This is a genomic window from Rahnella rivi, assembly GCF_019049655.1.
Taxonomy (GTDB): domain Bacteria; phylum Pseudomonadota; class Gammaproteobacteria; order Enterobacterales; family Enterobacteriaceae; genus Rahnella; species Rahnella rivi.
This window is the reverse complement of sequence record NZ_JAFMOX010000058.1, coordinates 70,465-95,905: the sequence shown is the minus strand read 5'-3', so window position 1 is coordinate 95,905 and position 25,441 is coordinate 70,465. Positions and strand designations below refer to the sequence as shown.

Below are 25,441 nucleotides of genomic sequence, written 5' to 3'. Positions count from 1 at the left end.
AGCCTAATCATCCCAGAATGAGTGCCTTAGCGCGATAGGGCAATAAAGCACTTGTAAGGATGTTTTTCCAGCACGAAGCTCTGTAGACCACAAAAGTAGAAGGATGTTTGATGAAAGTCGCAGTGAATTTTCTGCTGGTGGCAGGATGTTTTACCAGCGTTCAGGCGCTTGCTCAGATTGATGAACCGGACATTAATGCTGATTGCGTGAAGGCGGGGATTTACGCCTCTGCCGGGAAAGTCGCGTATCAGCAGGGTGAATTCGCGAAAGCGCGGGACATTTTCCGCAATCAGGTCGCCTGGAGCGAGTTCTGCCAGAAGCCGCAGGATCAGATTGCGACGGCGTATAACAATATTGCGCTGACCTATATCCGGCAGGGGAATTATCGCAAAGCCAAAGCCTGGCTGATGCTGGCGCCCGCTGACAAAAAATCACAGTACAACCTCAGTCAGATTCAGCCCAAACTGGATGCGCTGCCGCAACCTGAAAGCGCGGCGGGCGAATACTGGCAATATGCCGGTTATGGCAGCTGGAATCTGGTGGACGTAAAAGCGGAAGAAGCACAGTTCAGAATCGATTTCTCCGGCCAGTACATGGGGCAGATGTCGTTGTACTACGGCCCGAATATCGGTGAATTCTCCGTGGTCACTGCCATTAAGGATAATCACGCGGTTTATCATGAAACCGACGATGCGGCCGCCGGCGACGGCAATTGCGATGTCGATATGGCGTTCGGGCAAGAAAACGTCAAACTGCATACCACCGGGGATTGCGGTTTCGGCCATAACGTCCGGGCCGAAGGAGAGTTTGTGCGGGTGACGCCGTAGATCTGAGAAGGTGTACGGGCAGATCTGAGGCGCTTTTTTAACGCCTCCCCTTTGCAGGGGAGGAGCAAATCGCCTCTTTGCTATGCCTGAGGGTCCACCACATAGGGACCGAAGCGGTTATCTTCAGGATCGCTTTTGAAGAACAGGGGATATTAATTATTCAATGTTTATAGATATTAAGGCCACTTCATTTCACCTTTCAATACTTTCGCACTCAGCTGTAATGACGAATCATCTTTCAGCTGTGGATAATGTTTTTTCATCGCAGCGATAAGCGCGGCAGAATCTTTGGCTTTAGGTAATTCCTTTTCCAGCGTCAGCAGGTAATCGCGGGTAAATTTCACGGCTTCCACGGTGTGCGCTGCGCCTGGCAGGAAATGCCCCGGCACGACGATTTGCGGCTTCAGGGCGGCGATTTCATCGAGGGCTTCCACCCACTGCTTACGGGATTTCGCCGTCTGGGTATCCGCCGTCCAGATGTGCATGTTGTCACCATTCACCAGTACGCCGCCAACCACTGCTTTCAGCGAAGGGATCCAGACAAACGTCCGTTCTTTGTCCACGCCCTGAACTTCAAATTTATGGCCTTCCAGTTCAAACGTAGTGCCTTTCAGCGGCTCGGGAACCACGACAGATTTTGGCGCGTTTTCTTTAAGCTGCGGCCCCCAGAAAGCGACTTTGCCGTCTTTGCTGGCGTTGATCTGATCGATGGTCGCCTGCGTGGCGATGATTTTGGCCTGCGGGAACGCCGCATGGATCACGTCCAGCCCGAAGTAGAAATCCGGATCGGACTGGCTGATATACACGGTGGTCAGTGTTTTGCCGGTGGCTTTGATCATCTCTACCAGCTTCTCTGCGTCATTGCGCTGGAACTGGGCGTCGATCAACACCGCGTCTTTTTCGCCGGTGATGATTTCAGACGACACCGGGAAAATACTTTTTTCACCAGGGTTGTACACGTCCATTTTCAGCGCGCTGGCGGCGTGAGCGGAAAGGGAGCTGCCGATAAGGGCGGCGATCAGCGTCAGATGTTTCAGTTGCATGGGTTTTCCTCAGAGACGTAAATAATCACATTCAGTAAGTATCTACTGTACGTTGCATAATCCGCGGGAAAAACCGGATAATGTGCAACTGTTTGTTGCATAAACCGGACGAATCATGGACAGAATTACCGCTGCACAAGTGTTTGTTGCCATCGTGGAACGCGGGAGCATGGTCAGTGCTGCCGAATCGCTGAATATGTCGCGGGCGATGGTGACCCGCTATCTTTCGGAAATGGAGAAGTGGTCGGGGGCGCGCCTGCTGCACCGTTCCACCCGTAAACTCAGCCTGACCGATGCAGGGGAAAACACGCTGGCGCGCTGCCGGAAGATGCTGTCGGTGGCGGCGGAAATGGGCAGCGTGGCCGATACCGGCAATGAAGCGCTGCGCGGTTTGCTACGCCTGAGTTGTTCGCAGTCTTTCGGGCAAGGGGCGGTGGTGATTGCGGTCAGCGAATTTTTACGCCGGCATCCGCAGGTGAGCATCGATCTTCAGCTGGAAAGCCGGGCGATCAATCTGGTCGAAGATCGTATCGATCTGGCACTGCGTATCACCAACGATCTCGATCCCAATCTGATCGCCCGGCCACTGGCGCTCTGTCCGTCGGTGGTGTGCGCGTCTCCGGCGTATCTGGCCGCGCAGGGCACACCGCAGCATCCGCAGGATCTGGCGGTTCACAATTGCCTGACCTACACCTGGTTTGGCAAAAGTCTGTGGCAGTTTGAGCATCAGGGGGAAAAAATCTCGGTGCCGGTCAGCGGCAATCTGAGCGCCAATGAATCGCTGGTGCTGCTGACCGGCGCGGTGGAAGGGGCGGGCATCGTGATGCAGCCTTATTACTCGGCGGCACCGCTTATCGCCGCTGGCCAGCTGGTGTTACTGCTGCCGGAATGGCAGCCGCAGGAAATGGGGATTTATGCCATTTACACCTCACGCAGGCAAATGCCCTCCGCGTTGCGTGCGCTGCTCGATTTTCTGGTGGAGTGGTTTAAAGGCCATCCGCGCTGGCTGTCGCTGACCGATGAAAAAAACGGAGCCAGCCAGGGAAGATAAATGCTGGAATCGGTTCCTTTTTCGCTGCCCGTGCATTATCTGCAATGTATTGTTATGTAAAGATTAATCAGGGTTCCGGCCATTTTTCAGGCAGTAAGGGCACAGACTGCGTCTGGTCAAAAGTGTGATCAACGTGGTATTTAAGCCAGTCCGGTGTCATACCGGCGCCTTTACTCATCACTAAAAAATTTCCGGAGTTTTTATGCCTGTCGCACTCCTGGCACTGGCGCTCAGCGCGTTTGCCATCGGTACCACTGAATTCGTCATTATGGGGCTGCTCCCCAATGTGGCGGGTGATCTGCATGTCAGTATTCCTTCTGCCGGTTGGCTGATCAGTGGATATGCGCTGGGCGTTGCCATAGGCGCGCCAATCATGGCCGTGCTGACTGCAAAACTGCCGCGTAAGAACACCCTGCTGTTGCTGATGAGCATCTTTATTATTGGCAACGTGATGTGCGCGCTGTCCTACAGCTACGGTTTCCTGATGCTGGCGCGTGTGATCACGGCGCTGTGTCATGGCGCATTCTTCGGGATTGGTGCCGTGGTGGCAGCCAGTCTGGTCGCGCCTAACCGCCGTGCTTCGGCCGTTGCGCTGATGTTCACCGGCCTGACGCTGGCTAACGTGCTGGGCGTTCCGCTCGGTACCGCCCTCGGACAAGTGTTCGGCTGGCGCTCAACGTTCTGGGTCGTCGCGGTGATTGGCGTGGCGTCACTGTTCGCGCTGTATAAAAATCTGCCGGATAAGAAAGAAGAAGAACCGACCGATCTGCGTAAGGAAATCCGTGCGCTGGGCAGCCTGGGGTTATGGCTGTCGCTGTCGATCACCATTTTCTTTGCGGCGGCAATGTTCGCGCTGTTTACCTATATCGCGCCGATCCTGACTGAAATTACCGGCGTCTCTGAGCACGGCGTCAGCTGGACGCTGCTGCTGATCGGCCTCGGTCTGACCATCGGTAACGTGGTGGGCGGGCGCCTGGCGGACTGGCGTCTGGGTGTTTCGCTGACCACCACTTTCCTGCTGATCGCGGTGTTCTCCGTGCTGTTCAGCTTCACCAGCGTTCATCTGGTGGCGGCGGAAATTACGCTGTTTATCTGGGCGATGGTGAACTTTGCTGCGGTGCCTGCGTTGCAGGTTAACGTGGTGACGTACGGCAAAAACGCGCCGAATCTGGTTTCCACGCTGAACATTGCGGCGTTTAACGTCGGAAACGCGCTGGGGGCGTGGGTTGGCGGTGCGGTCATTGAACGCGGAATGGGGCTGAGCACCGTGCCTCTGGCGGCGGGTGGACTGGGCGCAATCGGCTTCGTGCTGTGCGTGATCACTTTCCGTCGTGCGGCGAAGAAAGCGGTGAAAGCAGCGGCGTAATTCAGCAAACGAATATCAGCCAATGACGAGTGGAAAGGCCACGCACAATGACGCCTGCGTGGCCTTTTTTATTTCTGCTTTGACCGGTCAGTGGCTTATCAGAAACGGACTTCGCCGCCCACCAGATAAGTTCTGCCGCGCGCCGTATTCACCGCCGTGCCCGGATCGTTCTGGCCATACATCGAATTCAGTTTATTCAGTGCTTCTGAATAATCCTTATCCATCAGGTTCTGCACGGAGAATTTCAGCATCAGATTACGGTTAAATTCGTACGTGCTGTAAAGGTCGATAATGGTCGGAATGTTGGGCATCTCTTCATTTTCCAGCGCACCGGTCGTCTCATTGAAATTCTGATCCGGCGAGGTGCGGCGGGTTTTGCCGGTGTATTTCACCAGTGTTCCGACGGTCAGGCTTTCATCAAGGAAGCGCACGCCAGTATCGACGGTGAAAAACATCTCCGGCAATTCATTGATGTTGCCGACGCCAAACGAACCGGTGGCAATCGACGTGGGCTGGTTGGTGTGTTCCTTGCTGAAAGAGAGCCGGGTGAAGGCCCAACCGGTATCATATTCCGCCTCAATTTCCACGCCGTGCGTACGCACCGGTGACAGGGAATTGACGTAAATGTACATGTTGTCGGAATAGTCTTCGCTCTGGTCTTCCCAGTCGTTTTGCAGATTCTCGCCGATGCTGCATTTACGCCCGTTGCGGCACACCATAAAGGAATCACTGTAGATGTAATTCTTGATTTTACTGGTGTAATACAGGGCTTTCAGGCGGAAGGAATCCTCTTCAAACAACAGGTTACCCGCCGTGGAGTTAAAACCGATCTGATACGTTTCCGCACGTTCGCCTTTGAGGAACGGGTTCATCGAGGCGCCGCCGGAGTTAGAGAAAAACACTTCCTGCACGTTCGGGCCGCGCATGGATTTGCTGTAACTGACGAAGGGTTCGAACCACGGACGGATTTCCGCCGAGAGCATCACCGACGGGTTAAAGCCGTCTTCGGTCAGGCTGATATTCTGACCGCCCTGCGGGAAGCAGGTGACGCGCGGATCGCACGCCGGTTTGTAACCGCGGAGATCGTAATAGCTGTAATTGAGATCAACGTTACCTTTCCAGATGCCTTTTTTCAGCTCCAGCCCGGTGTACAGGCTGTAAACGTCCTGCTTGCCGGAAGGCTGAAAGGTATTGTTCTCAATCGACTGCTGGCCGGCGTCGGGATTATCTTCAGACCAGGCATTGCTGTTGATATTTTTATCATACTTATTGCGCATGATTTTACTGCCGTAACTCCAGGCGGTATCGACTCCGGCAAACGAAAAGCGTGAGGTATTATTGATATCGACAGCATCTGACTGATTGCTGGCATCCGTATTATAAAATGTATACAAGGTGTTGTTATTGTATTTCTGATTTCCGCGGCTGGTGCTGAGCATTAAATTAAAATCAATCAGCTCGGAGAACGGCGCGTAATGATATTTCACATAGAAGTCATCGCTGGTGATATCACGCTGGGTAAATTTATTCCCGTAATGTCTGCCGGATAATTCTAAACTGTTAAATTCATCGGGCTTAATATCCACTTTAACTAACTGGGATTTCGGATTCTGGCGATAACTTTTTTCGTAGCCGAAATCGCTGCTGCTCTGGCCGTCGCCATTTTTAAACTGGGCGTCGATGGCGCTGCCGCTGATCGCCGTCATAATCCCGAAACTGCCGGTGTCGGTGAACGCATCGGTTTTACCGGCGACGGCGACCATGCCGCTTTCGCCAATGCCGTTATTGCCCGCCGAGAAACGGGTGCGGATGCCAAACGGGTTGCCGGAAAAAATCACATCGTCCACGCCGATGGTGCGCAGGTTAGCACTGCCCGCCAGGGCATTGACGCCCGCCGAACCGGCGCTGGTGCCGCGCGAGACATCAATGCCCACCAGAAAGTTCGGGTCGATTAACGCGCCCGATGCGCTGCTGGTGGAGCCATGCGAAATACCGCCCGGCACCGAAGAACCGTAGAAGTTTTGCGTCACGCCGTCGATCATGGTGTTGACGCGACCAAAGCCGGACATGCCACGAATATTGACGTCTACCGTGCCCTGGCTGGGGTCAATTTGCGTGAACGTGCCCGGCATACTGCGTAATACCGAATCCGTGGATTGCAGATTGGTATTTTCCCCGCGTGAGCTGAATGCGCCGGGTTTCGCCATCGCTTCATGTTCACTGCTGAGTTTATCCGCCGAGACTTTCAGCGGACTGAAAGTGACCGATTCTTTATTACTTTCTGTTTCTGTGGTGTCAGCAAATGCCAGCGGTGCAGCCAGCACTAAACCGGCACTGAGCATGCCGGTTAAAATGTTATTTTTCATATTCCCTCAGAAGGCTTTATTTTCTAATTGTTATTGCTCAGCGTTGCTTTCTAATTAATTACCAATGGGTATTGCGGTTATTATTATTTTGGTCCATCTGAATAATGAAACTGTATTCCTGCGCGGTATTTCTAAGCCGGTTAAGGCGACCTGATTTTCCGCCATGACCGGCCGCCATCTCAGTGGTCAGTAAAATCACTGACGATCCCTGATTCATGGTACGTAAACGCGCGACCCATTTGGCCGGTTCCCAGTACGGCACCTGCGAATCGAATAATCCACCGGTAACCAGCAGGTTGGGATACGCCGCCGCATGCACGTTGTCATACGGGCTGTAAGATTTAATGCGCTGATACGCGGCAGGCTCAGCCGGATTTCCCCATTCCTCATATTCGCCTTCGGTCAGCGGCAGCGTCGGATCTGACATTGTGGTCAGCACATCGACAAACGGCACCTGCGCGACCACGGCGTGAAACAAGCCCGGTTGCTGATTGATGACCGCACCCATCAGCAGGCCGCCCGCGCTGCCACCCATGGCATATAAATGTCCCGGCTGGCCGAAGCCTTGTTGCGCCAGCGCCTGAGTTGCGTCGATAAAATCATTGAAAGTATTGGCTTTATTTTTCAGCTTACCCTGCTGATACCATTGCTGACCGAGTTCACCGCCGCCGCGCACGTGGATCAGGGCAAAGACAAAACCACGGTCTAACAGACTGATGCGGCTGGCGCCAAACGCCGGATCCATACTCATGCCGTACGCGCCATAGCCGTAAGCCAGTAGCGGATTATGGCCTTTGCGGAACAGCGATTTGCGGTACACCAGCGAAACCGGCACCTGTACGCCGTCGCGCGCGGTGATCATCACCCGCTGGCTGGCGTAATGTGCCGGGTCCACGCCTTCCACCGGTTTCTGCTGCAACAGCGTGCGGGTGCCGGTGGACATGTCCCATTCATAAATCCGCGTCGGGGTGGTCATGGAGGAATAGCCGTAGCGCAATTTGTCGGTGTCCGGCGTGGGATTTGAACCGAGCCATGCCATGTAACTGTCTTCGTCAAACGTCACGTTGCGCGTCTGTCCGGTTTTCCAGCCGATCATTTCCAGCTGAACGCGCCCCTGACTGCGGACTTGCAGCACCAGCTGATGGCGGAACAGGGCAAAGTTTTCCAGATCCCGCTGATCATCCGGCGCGACCAGTGTCTGCCAGGGCGAGCCTGCAGACGGCGTTGCATACAATCCAAAATGCGGACTGTGCAGACTGGAGCGGATGTAAAACTGACCGCGATAATGGTCCAGATAATATTCCACGCCCGGACGACGCGCTGCGAATAGCTGCGGCGCAGCCAGCGGCTCACCGGCCGGGATCAGCCGCACGTCGGAAGATGTATTACCGCTGCTGACGATCATCAGATAATCGTCTGAGGCCGTGCGCGAAAGGCCGAGGTAAAAACCGCCGTCCTTTTCTTCATACACCAGCGCATCCTGAGAAACCTGCGTGCCCGTCTTATGACGGAAAACCTGATACGGCATCAGCGTTTGCGGATGATTGCGGATATAAAACAGATACTGACCGTCCGCCGACCACTGCATATTTCCCGAGGTGTTTTGCAGCACATCATTTTGCCAGACGCCGGTATTAAGATTGCGCAGACTGATGCTGTACTGGCGGCGTCCCTGGGTGTCTTCCGCGACGGCCATCTGCAGATTGTCGGTGCTGATTTCCAGCCCGCCAAACTGATAATACCTGTGCCCGGCGGCGCGCTGGCTGGCGTCCACCAGCGTCTGCCAGACCGCATTGCCGCTGACCGGCTGACGCAAATATTGCGCATAATCTTTGCCGGGCAGATAACGCTGCTGATAACGATAACCGTGCAGTTCATACGGCACAGATTCGGTGTGCTCCCCCTGACGGGCGCGCATTTCCTGATACAAGGTTTCCGTTAATGCTGCCCAGCCGGACATCATCCGGGCGCTGTACTGATTTTCGGCACGCAGATAATTCAAGACTTTCGGGTTCTGGCGGCTGTCATCGCGCAGCCAGTAATAATCGTCCGTCCGGCTTTCACCGGCCATTTGCAAAATATGCGGATGCTTTTCAGCAACCGGCGGCACGGGCTGCGCTAAGGGGGTGGTGCAGACAAAGAGCGTTCCCGCCGTCAGCAGCGTCATCAATCGTGAAAGAGTCATAGTATTCCGTTAAGACTTGCGGCTGTTTGCGCCGCTCAGGGTAAATTCCAGTGGCATCGTCACCGGTACCTGACCGGCTTTCAGCATCTCGCCCGGCGGTTGCGGCAGCGGGCTGGCGCGCTGTAAAACCGCCAGCGCTTCGGCGTCCATCGACATCGTGCCGGATGATTTCACTAACCGGCTGCTGATCACTTCGCCGCGCTGATCGACGACAAAAGCCACCAGCGCGACGCCGGTGCGGTGGCGCGAAATGGCGTCCGGCGGATATTTTTTCAGGCGGTTAAGCTGCACTTTCACCCGTGTTTCCCAGGTCACTTTGGCGTCGCGGGTCTGTGAGGAATCGCTGTTCATCGGTGCGGCAATTTTATCGGAAACCGCCGCCGTGACCGGCGGGGCAGCCGCGCTGGCGGCGGAAGCGCGGGTGGGATCCTGCTGGCGTTCCTGCGTTTTTTGTACCGGTTTGCGGCGTTTGGGCTGTTCTTGCGGTTTTTCACGTTGCTGAACCAGTTTGATTTCCGCGCTTTCATTTACCGGCGGCGTGATGTTTTTCTGCAACTGCGGCGTTGTTTCCTGCTTGCTGGACGCAGCCGAATCCACCGCCTGCTGAAGGCCGACGGGCAGCGGTTTGGTGGTTTGATTATTTTCGACGCTGGCAGAAAGCGTCACCATCACGGCGGGTGGCGGCAGCTCATACGGCGGCGGCACGGGCGCTGACCACAATAACCAGGCGGCCAGCGCGCCGTGTGCTGTCAGGGACAATATCAGCCCGATAATGCGGCGCTGAGGGCGCAAAACAAACGCCGCAGCGACCGGTGTACCGGTAAGAAAGTGAGTGGTCATTTAGTCCATTAAAATGATAATGAGATTCAATATTATTTGATAATAGTAATCATTTGTAATGGCTCTTTACAAGAAACTTTCACAGTCTCCACATTTTTAATTCAGTGAGCACAATAACTTAAGGGTCATTTCGCGGCGGGTTTAGCGGCTGCTGCCGGGGTTATCCACACGAAATCGGCCTGAGATTTATCGACCGTCACGCCCGTTTCCGCCAGAAGAAGTACAGTGACGGACGCCGCCGCATCGAGATCTTTGACATGCACCGGCACGCCGATACTTTTGCCTGCGTGATAACCGCCAGCGATCAGCAAAGCCGGGGCGGGCGCGGCAAGAAGCCGCTGGGCCATGCGACGGTCGCGCTGCTGCTGGATCGCCAGCATGGCGTGCAGCTGTTCTGCGCCGATATTTTGCTGATGAGAGGTACGGATGGTGTCGCTGATGGCGTTTCGTACCGCATGATCCGCCGAACGGGTACCGGCCGGGAACTGCGGATTTTCATAGAACGCCATGATTTCACTGCGATCCAGATTGGCAGAAAGCAGCGGATACGGCGCTTTCATGGCGCTCATCACCACATCGCCGTACATCGACCAGTCCCAGCTTTTTTGCCAGTTAATCAGTTCTGCGACATGCGCAGGGCGGGCGTCCGGCCCGGTTTGCAGCCAGGCCTTCACCTGATCCACTTTCGGCTGCTGATCCGGCGTCAGCATTTCCATCAGCACGCTGCCTTGCGGACGCACTGCCGGCAGGCTTTGTACCAGCCAGTTTTCAATCTGATGATGTGTCGGGTTGTCGTGCTTTTCACCGACGATAACGCGGGGTTGGGCAGCCAGTCTGCTGAGCAACTCAGACGGAGAAAGGGTTGCGCCGGTGTGCAAATCAGTGATGATGCCGCCCGGCGCCGTCAGCGGTTTGGCGGTGTGGCGCGGGGCGGTGGAGCAGGCGGTCAGAGCCAGAATGGCCAGAAGTAAAAACTTGTTCATGGTGATCCTCATTTTCCATAGCGGGATGCTGCCCGCATGTTATGGATAATGATTATCATTTACAAGTCAGCGCATCAGCGCGGCCTCAAGGCGTCCGGCAAAACGTTGTGCCTGCTGATGGCAGTGTTCAATAAACGTGGTGACCAGCGCGGAAGCGGGGCGGTGCAGCGGGCGGATCAGGCTGACGGTAAACGGCACAGCGATGCTGAACTCCCGTAATACGACGCCGTTTTCGCTGTTTTTAGCAGAATAATCCAGCGCAGTCAGCGGGTTAACGATGGAAACGCCCGCGCCTTCACGCACCATGCTGCACACCGACGCGGCGCTGTGAGTTTCCATCACCAGCCGCCGCGAAACCTGTTGTTCCGTAAATAAAGTGTCGAGCAGATGGCGGTAACTGTCGGTGGCCGACAGGCTGATAAAATTCAGGCCGCTGAAATCCTGGGGTGTCAGCCGTGATTTTTCCGCCAGCGGATGCCCGGCCGGTAGTACGCACACTTCGTTCAGCGTGAGCAGCGTCTGGCGCTCGGTTCCGGCGGGCGTCTGGATGTTTTCCGTCAGTCCTAAATCATGACGCTGCGCCGACAGCCACTCTTCCAGCAGCGGCGATTCCTGTGGCACGATGTTGAAACTCACGTCGGGGTAGCGGTCGAGAAACGGCTTACACACCGCAGGCAGCAGCGACTGGCTGAACACCGGCAGGCAGGCGATCGAGAGTTGCGCCTGCTCAAACTGGCGGATGCCTTCCGCCGCGCTGACGATCCTGTCCAGCCCGTAATACGATCGCTGCACTTCCTCAAACAACCGCAACCCTTGCACCGTCGGGTATAAACGCCCACGCAACCGCTCGAACAATTGCAAATTCAGCAGCTTTTCGCAGCGCGCGAGTTCGCGGCTGACCGTCGGCTGCGAGGTATTGAGCAACGCGGCGGCTTCGGTCAGATTGCCGGTGGTCATGACCGCATGAAAAATTTCGATATGGCGCAGGGAAATCGCAGGCATGGGTTTATCCGGTGAGCGAAGGAACAGCCCATATCATAAATGAATAGACTGGCCTGAAATAGATATTTTATCGCCGGTCAGTCACGCGGCATACTGAGGGAAATATGACTGAATTCACCTGACGGAAAATCTTATGCCACGCGCCCTGAACGACCTGTCTACCGCGCTTAATGCCGCGAATTTACTGGCTCTGCCGCAACAATTTGGCTGCCCTGTGTGGGCGTATGACGCTGAGATCATCAAAGCGCGCATCGCGCAGTTGCGTCAGTTCGACGTCATCCGTTTTGCGCAAAAAGCCTGTTCCAATATTCATATTTTGCGTCTGATGCGCGAGCAGGGCGTGAAAGTCGATTCCGTTTCACTGGGTGAAATTGAACGTGCGCTGGTGGCCGGTTTTATTCCGGGCCGTGAAGACAGTGAGATTGTCTTTACCGCCGACGTGCTGGATCAGCCGACGCTGGAGCGCGTGACGGCGCTGGATATTCCGGTGAACGCCGGTTCCATCGACATGCTCAGCCAGATTGGTCAGCACAAAGCCGGGCATCCGGTGTGGCTGCGCGTGAATCCGGGCTTCGGTCACGGTCACAGCCAGAAAACCAATACCGGCGGCGAAAACAGCAAACACGGGATCTGGTATGCCGATTTGCCACAGGCAATGGCAGAAATCAGCCGGTACGGCCTGAAACTGGTGGGTATTCATATGCATATCGGTTCCGGTGTGGATTACGGTCATCTGGAGCAGGTGTGCGATGCGATGGTCAGTCAGGTGATTGAAACCGGACAAGATATTGAAGCGATTTCAGCCGGTGGCGGTCTGTCGATCCCGTATCATTTTGAAGAAGAATCCATTGATACCGGCCACTACTATGGCCTGTGGAACCGTGCGCGTGAGCAAATCGCCGCGCATCTTGGGCATGACGTTAAACTGGAAATCGAACCGGGGCGTTTCCTGGTGGCGGAATCCGGCGTGCTGGTGGCGCAAATCCGCGCAGTGAAAGACATGGGCAGCCGTCACTTTGTGCTGTGCGACGCAGGCTTTAACGACCTGATGCGCCCGGCGATGTACGGCAGCTATCACCATATTTCGCTGTTACCGGCAGATGGTCGCGATGTGAGCGGACAGCCGCAGACTGATGCTGTGATCGCCGGGCCGTTGTGTGAATCCGGCGACGTGTTCACCCAGCAGGCAGGCGGCGGAGTCGAAACCTTCCCGTTACCGGCGGTGCAAATCGGTGATTATCTGGTGTTCCACGACACCGGGGCGTACGGCGCATCCATGTCATCCAACTACAACACCCGCCCGCTGCTGCCGGAAGTGTTGTTTGAACATGGCGTACCGCGGTTGATTCGTCGTCGTCAGACGGTAGAAGAGCTGATCGCTTTAGAACTGTAATCTCCGTCATCCCTCGCGCTGACTCTGCGTTGGCTGCCTTTCACGAACCCCGGTCACATTCTTGTGTATGTGACCGGAGTTTCATTGCGTTGCCGCCCTGATGCCACTCAAAGGATTCAGGGGAATTCCTGAGTAATAAACTCATTATTTATCAAACATCTCTTTTCGCAGTAACACGATCTCTTCGGCCAGTTCACGGCACAGCATGGCGGTCATCAGGTGATCCTGCGAATGCACCATGATCAGGTTCACCGGAATTTTGCCCACGCCTTCATCCAGACCAATCAGCTGCGTCTGCACTTTGTGCGCGATACGCGCCGCATCGTCTGAGGCTTTCAGCATGGCATCAGCCTGTTCCCACTCTTTTTTACGTGCGTGCTGAATCGCCATCATCGCGTTAGATCGTGCTTCTCCGGCGTTGATCAATAACTCCATCACCGTTTGTTCCAGATCGAATTCCATCGAAAACTCCAAATTGGTATACCAGAAAAGGGTGAATTCATCATATTGGAATTCCAATATTCACATGTGAGAACAATGTCACAGAAATTAATTCTCATTCAGCTATTTTTTGGCATGCCACATTTCGCATTATTGATGAAATAACGCCGACATGTGGCCGACAGGATCACTCTCAGAAACGGAATCTGGCTCTACTTCGCGCGACACCTTTTCTTTCAGATGCATAAAAGGTCAATGCGAAACAAACACCTGCAAAGCGTGAAACAAAATTAAAAGAGGTGGTGTCATGTCATTTAAAGACCGTTTTATCGATTCTCTCGGGGGATTCGCCAATACCTTTAATAGCTACAGATACATTATGGCTATCAAAGCTGCTTTTATCACATTAATGCCCGTTATTATTGTAGGGGCATTCTCCGTATTAATTTCTAACATGGTGATGGATCCGAAAAACGGATTGGCTCACTTTGAAATGTTGTCATGGCTGGCGACGCTCAAACCGATTATGAGCAGCATTAACTACGCCACGCTGAGTTTCCTGACCATTGGTGCCGTCTTCCTGATCGGTATTGAATTAGGAAGAATTAACGGCTCGCGATCATTATTTCCCGGCCTGCTGGCGGTCATTTGTTTTATTGCCGTGACGCCGACCACTGTCGATATGATGGTCAATGGTCAGATGCAGGAAGTGAAAGATGTGCTGGCTAAACAATTCTCCGATACGAAAAGTCTGTTCCTCGGCATGTTTATTGCCATCCTCTCGGTAGAAATTTATTCCAAGCTCGAAAGCTACAGCGGCCTGCGAATTAAGATGCCGGAAAGCGTGCCGCCGAATGTCTCGGCGTCATTCTCCGCATTAATTCCGGCCATTATTACCGTGGTGATCATTGCCACCTTCGGTTTTGTGTTCCATCAGGTCACCGGCATGTATTTGTACGATGCGGTGTATCAGGTGATCCAGCGTCCGCTGGAGTCGGTGATGCAAAGCCTGCCGGGCATTCTGCTGCTGATGTTTGTGGCGCAACTGTTCTGGGTGATCGGTATTCACGGCAATCAGATGATCAAGCCTATCCGCGAACCCCTGCTGCTGGGCGCGATCATGGTCAACATGACGGCCTTCGAGCAGGGTCATGAAGTGCCGAACATCATCACCATGCCGTTCTGGGATGTGTACATGAGCATCGGGGGTTCCGGTTGCACCATCGGTTTGTTGCTGGCCGTCATGCTCGCCACGCGTCGTAAAGAGATGCGCGAAATCTCCAAGCTGTCACTCGGGCCAAGCGTCTTTAACATCAATGAACCGGTAATTTTCGGTATGCCCATCATGCTGAACCCGATTCTGGCGATCCCGTTCATCATCACGCCGCTCATCACCGGGACCATCGGTTATTTTGCCACCAGCCTCGGTTTTGCCGGACGCGCGGTTGTCATGGTGCCGTGGACCACGCCGCCTATCATCAACGCCTGGCTTTCTACCGCGGGTTCGATGGGGGCTGTGATCACGCAGGCCGGCTGCATTGTGGTGTCGGTGCTGATTTATCTGCCGTTCGTGAAAGTGGCTTCCCGCCGCGCCGAACAGGCACAGCTTGAAGCGATGCAGCAAAAACAGGCGGCGACGGCCTGAGTCAATTCATCCGGACAAAGAGGACTGTTATGAGCAAGGTTACCATCGCCATTCCTGAAGGATTTATCCTCGGCGCCGCGGCTTCCGCGTGGCAGACCGAGGGCTGGAGCGGCAAGAAAGACGGGCAGGATTCGTATCTGGATCTCTGGTACAAAAACAGCCGTCACGTCTGGCATAACGGCTACGGCCCGGCGAAAGCCACGGATTTCATCAACCGTTATAAAGAAGACGTGGCGCTGATGAAAGCCAGCGGGCTGAGCCACTACCGCACCTCGATCAACTGGTCGCGCTTTCTCACCGACTATGAGCTGGGCACCGTCGATGAAGCGTACGCCGCTTACATCGACGACCTGCTCGATGAGATGAAACGCAACGGTATCGAGCCCATGCTGTGCCTGGAACACTACGAACTTCCGGCGTATCTGATTGAAAAATATGACGGATGGAGCTCAAAGAAAGTTGTCGAACTGTTTGTGTTGTATGCGGAAAAGGTATTTGAGCGTTATGCCCACAAAGTCAGCCGCTGGTTTACGTTTAATGAACCGGTGGTGGTGCAGACCCGCGTGTATCTGGACGCAATCCGCTGGCCGTTCGAGCAAAACACCGCAAAATGGATGCAGTGGAATCACCACAAAGTGCTGGCGACCGCCAAAGTGGTCGAGCTGTTTTACCGCAAAGGGTATAACGCCTCAGGCACCGTCGGGGTGATTTTAAATCCGGAAGTGACTTACGCCCGTTCAACCGCGGCGCACGACCAGCAGGCGGCACGAATATACGATTTATTTTATAACCGCGTATTTTTAGATCCGATGATTAAAGGGGAATACCCGCAGGAACTGCTGGATTTACTGGAAAAGCACGGCGTGCATTTTGATTATTCACAAGCTGAGCTGACGGTAATTCGCAATAACACCGTCGATGAAGTGGGGATTAATTTGTATTACCCGCACCGGGTAAAAGCCCCTTCCCGCGAATGGAATAAAGAGACGCCATTCCATCCGGCGTATTATTACGAGCATTTTGAATTGCCGGGCCGGAGGATGAATAAATCCCGTGGCTGGGAAATTTATCCGCGCGTGGTGTATGACATGGCGATGCGCATTAAAACCGAATACGGCAATATTTCGTGGTTTGTGGCTGAAAACGGCATGGGTATCGAAAACGAAGGGCAGTTCCGCGACGCAATTTCCGGCGAAATTCAGGACGATTATCGGATCGAATTTATCGCCGAGCATCTTTACTGGACGTTAAAAGCGCGGGAAGACGGCGCAAATTGTCAGGGATATATGCTGTGGGCATTTACCGATAACGTCTCGCCGATGAATGCGTTTAAAAATCGCTACGGGTTGATTGAAATTGATCTTGATGACAACCGTAACCGCCATCAGAAAAAATCATCCCGCTGGTTTAAATCCCTCAGTGACAATGGCGTGTTGTCTTTGACGCTGGATGACGAAGATAAATAACCTAAGGAAATACTATGAAACGTATCGTATTAGCGTGTTCAGCAGGCATGTCTACCTCGCTTGTGGTCACCAAAATGGAAAAAGAAGCCGCGGCCCGTGGCCTGGAATTTAAAATCTACGCCATCCCGGAAAATAATCTGCGAGATGAGCTGGAAGCCTATGGCCGGGATATTCAGGTGGTGTTGTTAGGGCCGCAGGTGAGATTCAAACTGGCGGAAAATAAGAAGCTGACCGACGAACAGGGTATCCCGATTGCAGTGATCGACATGGTGGCTTACGGCACGTTAAACGGTGCAAAAGTGCTGGATCAGGCGTTATCTCTGATACAGTAACATCCGGTCTTTTTTGGTTTATGCATCAGGGTGATTGTGTGGAAAAGGGTGTGGTTTCGCAGGACAGAAAGCAGTATCAGGAAATCGGGCATGACCTGCGCGAGCAAATCAAGCAAGGGCATTTTGCTGTGGGATCCCGCCTGCCGCCGGAACGCAACATGGCGGAAACCTACGGCGTCAGCCGGACGATTGTGCGCGAAGCCTTACTGATGCTGGAACTGGAAGGCACGGTGGATATCCGTCAGGGTTCCGGCGTGTACGTGATCCGCATTCCTTCTCAGGAAGAAGGCGAAGACGAACTGATGTATCAGGGGCAGATCGGCCCCTTTGAAATCCTGCAGGCGCGGCAGTTGCTCGAAAGCAATATCGCCGCGTTTGCCGCCAAAATGGCGACCAAATCTGATATCGAAAATCTGCGCCGTACGCTGGAGCAGGAGCAAACCGCAATCGTTGCCAACGATGAGAGCGGCGACAATGACCGGCTGTTTCACCTGCTGATTGCCGGGGCGACGCAAAATCAGATGTTGCTCGATTCCGTCAAAAATATCTGGATGCACCGTGACTCCAGCCCGTTGTGGAAACAGTTACACAGCCACATCGCCACGCGCGGTTATCGCCTGAAGTGGCTGGCTGATCATCAGAATATTTTGGCGGCACTGCGACGTCGCGACGTGATGGGCTCGTACCAGGCGATGTGGCAGCACATGGAAAACGTGAAAAATACGCTGATGGAATTGTCGGATGTCGATGCGCCAGAGTTTGACGGTTATCTGTTTGAATCCGTGCCGATTTTTCAGGGTAAAATGGTTTGAGTGCCATGAAGATCATTAACCTCAGCGACCGGCCTGAATTCAAAGAACAGGTGACGGACTGGTTATGGCAGGCTTTCGGCAGCGAGAACAGTCGGGATTTTTTTGCAAGCGTAGTGCAAAGCAGCCTGAGCGGCGCGGATCTGCCGCAAACGTATATTGCGCTGGCAGGCGAGACACTGGCGGGAACGGTGGGGCTGTGGCGCTGTGATCTGATCAGCCGCCAGGATCTGACCCCGTGGCTGGCGGCGCTGTACGTCGATGAGGAGTTCCGCTCACAGGGGCTGGGGCAACAGTTGCAGGCATTCGTTCTGGAACAGAGCCGCCGCAGCGGCTTTCGTGAGGTGTACTTGTACGCTGAATTTACCGGCTATTACGAGCGTTTTGGCTGGCAGTATATTGGCGATGCGCTGGATTATCCTGATAAACCGGTGCATCTGTTTCGCCAATTTCTTTAGTTGCCTGCCGGGTTGCTCACCGAGTGTCGGCGCACCAGCGTCGGGCTGAACATGTGGGTGGTTTCCGGTAACGGCAAGCCATTGGCCAGCGCTAACGCCAGCTGCGCCGCCTGATTCGCCATCGCCACCACCGGATAACGCACGGTAGTCAGACGCGGACGCAGATAGCGTGAAATCAGCACATCATCAAACCCAATCAGTGAAATTTCTCCCGGTACATCAATGCTGTTATCGCTTAACACCGATAATGCGCCGGCGGCCATCGAATCGTTATAGCAGGTCACCGCGGTAAATCCTTTTCCCAAACCGAGTAAATCCGCCATGGCTTTTTCACCGCCGATTTCATCGGGTTCGGCGTAGGCGATCAGCTTGTCATCCACCGGAATATTATTCTCCGTCAGGGCGTCGATATAGCCCTGCAGGCGATCGCTGGCGTCGGAAATGCCGTGGTCAGAACACAAAATCGCAATGCGTTTATGCCCGGCCTGAATCAGATGGCGGGTTGCCAGCCAGGAACCGTAACGGTCATCAAGGGCAATACAGCGCTGCTCGAAGCCCTGCAGCGTACGGTTAATCAGCACCATACCGGGGATTTGTTGCATCAGGCTGGTCAGTTCATCTTCAGGCAGCATTTTGGCGTGCACCACTAACGCGGCACAGCGGTGGCGGATCAACTGTTCAATGGCCTGACGCTCTTTTTCGACGTTGTGATAACCGTTACCAATCAGCAGAAAATTGCCGGTGGCGTAGGCCACCTGTTCCACCGCTTTGACCATCGCGCCGAAGAACGGGTCAGAAACGTCTGCCACGATAAGCCCCAATGTTTCGGTCGCCTGTTGAGCCAGGGCGCGCGCATTGGCATTCGGATGATATTGCAGGTGTTGCATGGCGCTCTGAACCGCATCCCGCGAGCTTTCGCTGGCTTTCGGAGAATGGTTAATCACGCGTGAAACGGTCGCAACCGATACGCCTGCCAGTTTTGCTACATCCTTAATCGTTGCCATAACACTTCCGCTATTCCGTGAGGGTAATCGTTTACACTGACCAGTTTTGCGGAAAAGACCGGTCGCTGCAAGGAGGCTGATCGCAACTTTTAGATGTAAGGGCGATGTAATAGAAAAAGATCGTGGTGATTAACGGAAATCCCAGTGCGATAGGGCGGAAATGCATTTTATTAAGATTATTTGTTCTTTGAACTGCCAGCGTCCTGAATGGTATTTTTAAGGTCATTCATCTGCGCTGAGAAAAATAGAAATTATGTCGATAAAACGCTATCCGCAACTGGCTCACTGGGGCGCGTACACCGCCGTGGTGGAAGATGGCCGCTTGATCCGCTGTGAACCTTATAAAGCGGATGCCGATCCCTCGCCTTTACTGGATTCTATTGTGCCGCTGGTTTATTCCGACAAGCGTATCCGTAAACCGGCTGTGCGCCGCTCGTGGCTGCAAAAACGCGAAAACAGCGATCGCTCGCTGCGTGGCCGGGAAGATTTTGTCGAAGTGGACTGGGATCTGGCGTTGGATCTGGTGGCGGAAGAAAACCGGCGTGTTCGCGACCGCTATGGCGCTTCCGGCATTTTCAACGGCTCTTACGGCTGGTCCTCCGCCGGGCGTCTGCATCATGCCCGATCGCTGGTGCGTCGTTTTTATTTCACCGGCGGCGGTGGCGTGGATCAGCTTGGCAACTACAGCTGGGGCTCGGCGCAGTTTTTCCTGCCTTATGTCATCGGCACTTTTACACCGCTGACCGGCCGGGTGACTTCCTGGCCGAGCGTGGTTGAACACGCAGAAATCCTGCTGGCCTTCGGGGGCCTTGCGCTGAAAAACGCGCAGGTGGCGTCAGGTGGCGCAGTAGAACATACGCTGAAACCGGCGCTGGAGCAGCTGGCGAAGAAGGGCACCCGCGTCATTAATATCAGCCCGATGCGCGACGATTGCCCGGCGTTCCTCAATGCTGAGTGGATCCCGATCCGCCCTAATACCGATGCGGCGCTGATGATGGCGATCGCGTTTGAAATTCAGCGCAAAGAGGCGCAGGACGATGCGTTTCTCGCCAGTCACTGCGTCGGTTATCCGCAACTTGCCGCCTATCTGCGCGGCGATTCGGACGGCATCGCGAAAGACCCGGCGTGGGCGAGCCACATTACCGGTATTCCGGCGGAGCGCATTGCGCGTCTGGCCGATGAGTTGATTGGTGTGCGCAGCTTTATTACCTGTTCGTATTCCGTGCAGCGTGCTCATCGCGGTGAGCAACCTTACTGGATGATGATCGCCATTTCCGCGATGCTCGGCCAGGTGGGTTTACCGGGCGGCGGTTTCTCGTTTGGTCACGGTTCGATGAACAGCGTCGGGAATCCGCGTTATGACACGCCGGGGCCAGCGGTCAGCGCAGGGCCAAATCCGTCCGGCCTGTCGATCCCGGTCGCCCGTATCAGCGACATGTTGCTCAATCCGGGGCAACCGTATGAATTTCAGGGCGAAACGCAGCATTATCCTGATATCCATCTGGTGCACTGGGCGGGCGGAAATCCGTTCCACCATCATCAGCAGCTTAACCGGCTGGTCGAAGGCTGGCAGAAACCGGACACCATTATCGTGCAGGATAACGTCTGGACGCCTGCCGCGCAGATGGCGGACATCGTGCTGCCTGCCACGACGTCGCTTGAGCGCAACGATATCGGCGGTTCTTCGAGGGACCGCTTCGTGCTGGCGATGCATCAGGCGATTGCGCCTCAGCATCAGGCGCGTAACGATTTTGATATTTTTGCAGACATCGCTGACCGACTCGGTTATCGCGAACAGTTTACGCAGGGGCGTAATGAAGATCAGTGGCTGCGCCATATTTACCGTCAATGCGGCGAAGCGCAAAAAGGCACCGGCGTGGAATGGCCGGACTTTGAAACGTTCTGGGAGCGCGGTTTTGTCGAACTGCCTATGCCGGAAAAAGATTTTGTTTTCTTCGAGGAGTTCCGCAAAAGTCCGCGTGCAAATCCCCTCGGCACGCACAGCGGAAAAATCGAACTGTTCTCGGAAACGATCGCCGGTTACGGTTACGCAGATTTCGCGCCACACCCTGAATGGCAGCCGCCGGTAGAATGGCTGGGCGCTGAAACAGCCAAAGAGTGGCCGCTGCACCTGATTTCCATTCAGCCGAAAGATCGTCTGCACAGCCAGCTCGATCAGTCTCCGCTGGCACAGTCCAACAAAACGGCCGGTAAAGAAACGCTGTTTATGCACCCGGAGGATGCCGTCAGCCGCCAGCTCAATGAGGGCGATCGCGTAAAAGTGCATAATGCCCGCGGCAGTTGTCTGGCCGGAGTGACGTTTAACGATGGCATAACGCGCGGTGTGGTGCTGATGTCGACGGGCGCCTGGTTTAACCCCGGTTTTGGCGGCAAATGGCAGGAGACCGAACAGGCGGGTAACCCGAATGTGCTGACGCTGGATATCGGCACTTCACGTCTTACGCAGGGTCCGAATGCCATGAGTTGTCTGGTGGAAGTCACGCAGTGCGCACTAAATGATTAAAACCGGGGACATTTTCACCACTCGTTACACTTTGCGGAATTATGTTTCGATTGCCCGCTGGCTGTGATTACCACAAACCAGCTAGATTGAACGTCCCAGAGGTATTGATTGGTGAATCATCAACGTGCTCTGCATGTTGATACCGATTAGATTTGCACCAACCTACGCAGATGCGTAGGTTTTTTTTTGCCTCCGGTCCCCACTTACTCATCCTCCTCCTAAACTCACTGCTGACTGTCGTCATTATTCTGCGGCTTATAGTATGCTGTTTCCCCAACCTTTTTCTTTCAGGATCAGGGATGACACATAAGGAGATGGCACACATGTATAACTTTCTTTTCGCTGCGTTCAGATGGCTGTTCCGCATCGCGTTTCGGGTCACTGTGACGCCGGCCACATCCTCATTTGATTACCCGCGTTTATTGCTCACCCCCAACCATGTTTCTTTTATTGATGGCATGCTGCTGGTGCTTTTCCTGCCGGTGAAGCCGGTTTTCGCCGTCTATTCCAATATTACCGACACCTGGTATATGCGCTGGCTGAAGCCGTACGTTGACTTTATGCCGCTCGACCCGACCAAACCGATGGCGATCAAGCATCTGATCCGCCAGGTCGAGAAGGGGCGTCCGGTGGTGGTTTTCCCGGAAGGGCGTATTACGGTCACCGGATCATTGATGAAAATTTACGACGGCGCGGCCTTTGTGGCGGCGAAGTCTCAGGCGACGGTGATCCCTGTGCGTATTGATGGCGCAGAATACACGCCGTTTGGTCGTCTGTTCGGCAGCTTTAAGATTCGCTGGTTCCCGAAAATCACCATCAACGTGTTACCGCCGCAGACTATCCCGATGCCGGATGCGCCGCGTTCACGTGACCGCCGCGTGCTGGCCGGAGAGCAATTGCATAAGATCATGATGCAGGCGCGCATGGCCACCCGCGAACCGGAAACGCTGTATGAAGCGCTGCTGTCCGCGCAAACCCGTTATGGCCGCCGCAAACCCTGCATCGCTGATATCGCGTTTAAAGAAGATACCTATCAGGGGCTGCTGAAAAAATCCCTCGGCGTCAGCCGGATCCTGCAACGTTTCACCCGCGAAGGGGAACACGTCGGCATGCTGCTGCCGAATGCCACCATCATGGCGGCGGCGCTGTTCGGTGCCTCTGTGCGCAACCGTATTCCGGCGCTGCTTAACTACACCGCCGGGGCGAAAGGCCTGCAAAGCGCAATGAAAGCGGCGCAGATCAAAACCATCGTCACCTCCCGTCAGTTTCTGGAAAAAGGCAAACTGACGCATCTTCCCGAGAATGTGCCGCAAGCGAACTGGGTGTATCTGGAAGATTTAAAAGATACGGTCACCACGCAAGATAAGCTGTGGATCCTGTTCCATCTGATTTTCCCACGCCGCGCCATGCTGCCGCAAAAAGCCGATGATGCCGCGCTGGTGTTGTTCACGTCCGGCTCGGAAGGCAACCCGAAAGGCGTGGTGCATTCACACGCCAGCCTGCTGGCGAACGTCGAGCAAATCCGTACCGTGGCAGACTTTACGCCGCGTGACCGCTTTATGTCGTCGCTGCCGTTGTTCCACGCATTTGGCCTGACTGTCGGTCTGTTAACACCGCTGCTGACCGGTGCCCGCGTGTTCCTTTATCCCAGCCCGCTGCATTACCGCATTGTGCCGGAACTGGTTTACGACCAGAACTGCACCGTGCTGTTTGGTACGTCGACCTTCCTCGGCAACTACGCCCGCTTTGCCCATCCTTATGATTTTGCACGCCTGCGTTACGTGGTGGCGGGCGCGGAGAAACTGGCGGAAAGCACTAAGGAAATCTGGCAGGACAAATTTGGTATCCGCATTCTGGAAGGCTACGGCGTGACCGAGTGTGCGCCGGTGGTGGCGATTAACGTGCCGATGGCGACTAGAGTGAACACTGTCGGGAAGATTTTACCGGGAATGGACGCGCGCCTGATTAACGTGCCGGGCATTGAAGAGGGCGGACGGCTGCAACTGCGCGGCCCTAACATCATGAAAGGCTATCTGCGCGTTGAAAATCCGGGCGTACTGGAAACCCCGCAGGCTGAAAATGCCGAAGGTGAAATGCAGGCCGGCTGGTATGACACCGGTGATATCGTCACGCTGGATGAAAAAGGCTTCTGCGCCATTCGTGGGCGCGTAAAACGCTTCGCCAAACTGGCAGGCGAAATGGTTTCACTGGAAAGCGTGGAACAGCTGGCGATCAAGGCGTCTGCGGATGCGCAACACGCCGCGACGTCGCGCAGTGACAGCAGTAAAGGCGAGGCGCTGGTGCTGTTCACCACCGACCCACAATTACGTCGTGATGCGCTGAGTAAGGCTGCCCGTGAACTGGGGCTGCCGGAACTTACCGTGCCGCGTGATATTCGTGTGGTAAAAGCCCTGCCGCTACTCGGCAGCGGTAAACCTGATTTTGTCACCCTGCGCGAAATGGCAGAAAAACCGGAGACTGAGGCATGAGTAAACCTTTAGCGGCGGCCTCGCCGCTGATGTCCAAAAGCATGACGGCGGTGATCGTGGCGCAGTTCTTATCTGCTTTTGGCGATAACGCGTTGTTGTTTGCCGCGCTGGCGTTGATCAAACAGCAACTTTATCCCGACTGGAGCCAGCCTGTTTTACAGATGGCCTTCGTCGCCACCTACATCATTCTCGCGCCATTTGTCGGGCAGTTCGCCGACAGCTTCTCCAAAGGGCGGGTAATGATGGTGGCTAACCTGCTGAAACTGGGTGGCGCGGCGGTTATCTGTGCCGGTCTGAATCCTTTCCTCGGCTATACGCTGGTCGGTATTGGGGCCGCCGCGTATTCGCCGGCCAAGTACGGCATTCTGGGTGAAATCGCCAGTGGCGAACAGCTGGTAAAAGCCAACGGTCTGATGGAGGCGTCTACCATCGCCGCTATCTTACTGGGCTCTGTGGCGGGCGGTGCGCTGGCGGACTGGAATATCCTGGCGGCGCTGGGAATTTGTGTGCTGGCCTATGGCGCGGCAGTGGCGGCGAACTGGTTTATCCCGAAACTGACGCCTGCACGCGCCGGGCAGTCCTGGCATCCGGTAAAAATGACGCGGACATTTTTCGCTGCCTGCACCACGTTGTGGCGCGACGGTGAAACCCGTTTCTCGCTGGTGGGAACCAGTCTGTTTTGGGGCGCGGGCGTGACGCTGCGCTTCCTGCTGGTGCTGTGGGTGCCGGTGGCGCTGGGCATTACCGATAATAAAACGCCGACGCTGCTCAACGCGATGGTGGCGATCGGGATTGTGTTTGGTGCCGGTGCGGCCGCGAAATTGATTCGCCTGGAAACGGTGAAACGCTGTCTGCCTGCGGGCGTGGCGATCGGTGTTGCCGTGGTCGTCTTTGCACTGCAAACCAGTATGCTGAGTTCTTACATCGTGCTGATCGTGGTCGGTGTTCTCGGTGGCTTCTTTGTGGTGCCATTGAATGCGTTGTTGCAGCATCGCGGTAAGGCTTCCGTCGGTGCCGGTAATGCCATTGCGGTGCAAAATCTGGGCGAAAATACCGCCATGTTATTGATGCTCGGCCTGTATTCGCTGGTGGTGATGGCAGGAGCGCCGGTGGTGGCGATCGGTATTGGTTTCGGTGTGGTCTTCGCGCTGGCGATCACCGCGCTGTGGGTCTGGCAGATTATGCAAAAACGACGTCACGCCTGAGGCTTGTTTGTC

Annotated in this window: 20 protein-coding genes; 12 read left to right on the top strand and 8 right to left on the bottom strand. The window is 54.9% G+C overall.

The genetic code is table 11. The annotated features are described in order from the left end of the window. Positions 1 to 110 precede the first annotated feature (110 nt). Complete coding sequence (locus tag J1779_RS11680) at positions 111 to 827, top strand: tetratricopeptide repeat protein (RefSeq protein ID WP_056781864.1); 717 nt, start codon at positions 111 to 113, stop codon at positions 825 to 827. A gap of 176 nt (positions 828 to 1,003) precedes the next feature. Here the strand turns inward: J1779_RS11680 and J1779_RS11675 are convergent, their stop codons facing one another. Then, a complete protein-coding gene (locus tag J1779_RS11675) occupies positions 1,004 to 1,870 on the bottom strand; it encodes an MBL fold metallo-hydrolase (RefSeq protein WP_122097021.1) in 867 nt (288 codons plus the stop codon). Between the two features lie 115 nt (positions 1,871 to 1,985). Between J1779_RS11675 and J1779_RS11670 the strand changes: the two genes are divergently transcribed. Both J1779_RS11670 and J1779_RS11665 read left to right on the top strand, forming a co-directional pair. Further along, a complete protein-coding gene (locus tag J1779_RS11670; protein ID WP_217203837.1) occupies positions 1,986 to 2,921 on the top strand; it encodes a LysR family transcriptional regulator in 936 nt (311 codons plus the stop codon). Positions 2,922 to 3,123: 202 nt separating this feature from the next. Further along, entirely contained in the window at positions 3,124 to 4,287 is a 1,164-nt protein-coding gene (locus J1779_RS11665; protein ID WP_056781849.1) for an MFS transporter, read from the top strand. A gap of 98 nt (positions 4,288 to 4,385) precedes the next feature. On the opposite strand, the gene J1779_RS11660 is transcribed toward J1779_RS11665, so the two are convergent. From J1779_RS11660 to J1779_RS11640, 5 genes are all read right to left on the bottom strand, one after another. Next, the gene (locus J1779_RS11660) at positions 4,386 to 6,653 is read right to left on the bottom strand and encodes a TonB-dependent receptor domain-containing protein (RefSeq protein ID WP_217203836.1); all 2,268 of its coding nucleotides are present in this window, start codon (positions 6,651 to 6,653) and stop codon (positions 4,386 to 4,388) included. A gap of 58 nt (positions 6,654 to 6,711) precedes the next feature. Then, positions 6,712 to 8,820, bottom strand: coding sequence for a S9 family peptidase (locus J1779_RS11655; RefSeq protein WP_238485145.1), 2,109 nt, complete (start codon positions 8,818 to 8,820; stop codon positions 6,712 to 6,714). A gap of 27 nt (positions 8,821 to 8,847) precedes the next feature. Then, on the bottom strand, positions 8,848 to 9,678 hold the full coding sequence (locus J1779_RS11650; RefSeq protein ID WP_217203834.1) for a TonB family protein: 831 nt from the start codon (positions 9,676 to 9,678) through the stop codon (positions 8,848 to 8,850). A 125-nt stretch (positions 9,679 to 9,803) separates the two neighbouring features. Next, a complete protein-coding gene (locus J1779_RS11645; RefSeq protein ID WP_217203833.1) occupies positions 9,804 to 10,661 on the bottom strand; it encodes a ChaN family lipoprotein in 858 nt (285 codons plus the stop codon). Positions 10,662 to 10,727: 66 nt separating this feature from the next. Beyond that, the gene (locus J1779_RS11640; RefSeq protein WP_122097014.1) at positions 10,728 to 11,663 is read right to left on the bottom strand and encodes a LysR family transcriptional regulator; all 936 of its coding nucleotides are present in this window, start codon (positions 11,661 to 11,663) and stop codon (positions 10,728 to 10,730) included. Positions 11,664 to 11,796: 133 nt separating this feature from the next. Here J1779_RS11640 and lysA point away from each other — a divergent pair, with 133 nt between their 5' ends. Further along, positions 11,797 to 13,056: a diaminopimelate decarboxylase gene (lysA, locus tag J1779_RS11635; RefSeq protein ID WP_217203832.1), complete on the top strand. Its 1,260-nt coding sequence runs from the start codon at positions 11,797 to 11,799 to the stop codon at positions 13,054 to 13,056. Positions 13,057 to 13,200: 144 nt separating this feature from the next. Here the strand turns inward: lysA and J1779_RS11630 are convergent, their stop codons facing one another. Continuing rightward, the gene (locus J1779_RS11630) at positions 13,201 to 13,518 is read right to left on the bottom strand and encodes a PTS lactose/cellobiose transporter subunit IIA (protein WP_056781835.1); all 318 of its coding nucleotides are present in this window, start codon (positions 13,516 to 13,518) and stop codon (positions 13,201 to 13,203) included. 286 nt (positions 13,519 to 13,804) lie between these two features. On the opposite strand from J1779_RS11630, the gene J1779_RS11625 reads away from it, so the two are divergent. From J1779_RS11625 to J1779_RS11605, 5 genes are read left to right on the top strand one after another with little or no spacing between them, the layout of a single operon-like run. Continuing rightward, on the top strand, positions 13,805 to 15,142 hold the full coding sequence (locus tag J1779_RS11625) for a PTS sugar transporter subunit IIC (protein WP_056781833.1): 1,338 nt from the start codon (positions 13,805 to 13,807) through the stop codon (positions 15,140 to 15,142). A 29-nt stretch (positions 15,143 to 15,171) separates the two neighbouring features. Then, entirely contained in the window at positions 15,172 to 16,608 is a 1,437-nt protein-coding gene (locus J1779_RS11620) for a glycoside hydrolase family 1 protein (RefSeq protein WP_056781831.1), read from the top strand. Between the two features lie 14 nt (positions 16,609 to 16,622). Beyond that, positions 16,623 to 16,940 carry a PTS sugar transporter subunit IIB gene (locus J1779_RS11615; RefSeq protein ID WP_056781828.1) on the top strand — a complete coding sequence of 106 codons (318 nt, stop codon included), beginning with the start codon at positions 16,623 to 16,625 and terminating at the stop codon, positions 16,938 to 16,940. 38 nt (positions 16,941 to 16,978) lie between these two features. Next, on the top strand, positions 16,979 to 17,752 hold the full coding sequence (locus J1779_RS11610; RefSeq protein WP_056781826.1) for an FCD domain-containing protein: 774 nt from the start codon (positions 16,979 to 16,981) through the stop codon (positions 17,750 to 17,752). A gap of 5 nt (positions 17,753 to 17,757) precedes the next feature. Continuing rightward, on the top strand, positions 17,758 to 18,207 hold the full coding sequence (locus tag J1779_RS11605; RefSeq protein WP_217203831.1) for a GNAT family N-acetyltransferase: 450 nt from the start codon (positions 17,758 to 17,760) through the stop codon (positions 18,205 to 18,207). Here J1779_RS11605 and galR read toward each other — a convergent pair. Beyond that, on the bottom strand, positions 18,204 to 19,211 hold the full coding sequence (gene galR / locus J1779_RS11600) for an HTH-type transcriptional regulator GalR (protein ID WP_217203830.1): 1,008 nt from the start codon (positions 19,209 to 19,211) through the stop codon (positions 18,204 to 18,206). The genes J1779_RS11605 and galR overlap by 4 nt on opposite strands. A gap of 253 nt (positions 19,212 to 19,464) precedes the next feature. Between galR and J1779_RS11595 the strand changes: the two genes are divergently transcribed. The 3 genes from J1779_RS11595 to lplT all read left to right on the top strand — a co-directional run bounded on the left by J1779_RS11595 (position 19,465) and on the right by lplT (position 25,429). Further along, positions 19,465 to 21,735, top strand: a complete 2,271-nt coding sequence (locus J1779_RS11595; RefSeq protein ID WP_217203829.1) for a molybdopterin-dependent oxidoreductase — start codon at positions 19,465 to 19,467, stop codon at positions 21,733 to 21,735. A gap of 323 nt (positions 21,736 to 22,058) precedes the next feature. Further along, positions 22,059 to 24,224 (top strand): bifunctional acyl-ACP--phospholipid O-acyltransferase/long-chain-fatty-acid--ACP ligase, encoded by a 2,166-nt coding sequence (aas, locus tag J1779_RS11590; protein ID WP_217203828.1) that lies wholly within the window; start codon positions 22,059 to 22,061, stop codon positions 24,222 to 24,224. Beyond that, positions 24,221 to 25,429, top strand: coding sequence for a lysophospholipid transporter LplT (lplT, locus tag J1779_RS11585; protein WP_217203827.1), 1,209 nt, complete (start codon positions 24,221 to 24,223; stop codon positions 25,427 to 25,429). The genes aas and lplT overlap by 4 nt, the downstream gene beginning before the upstream one ends. Positions 25,430 to 25,441: the final 12 nt, after the last annotated feature.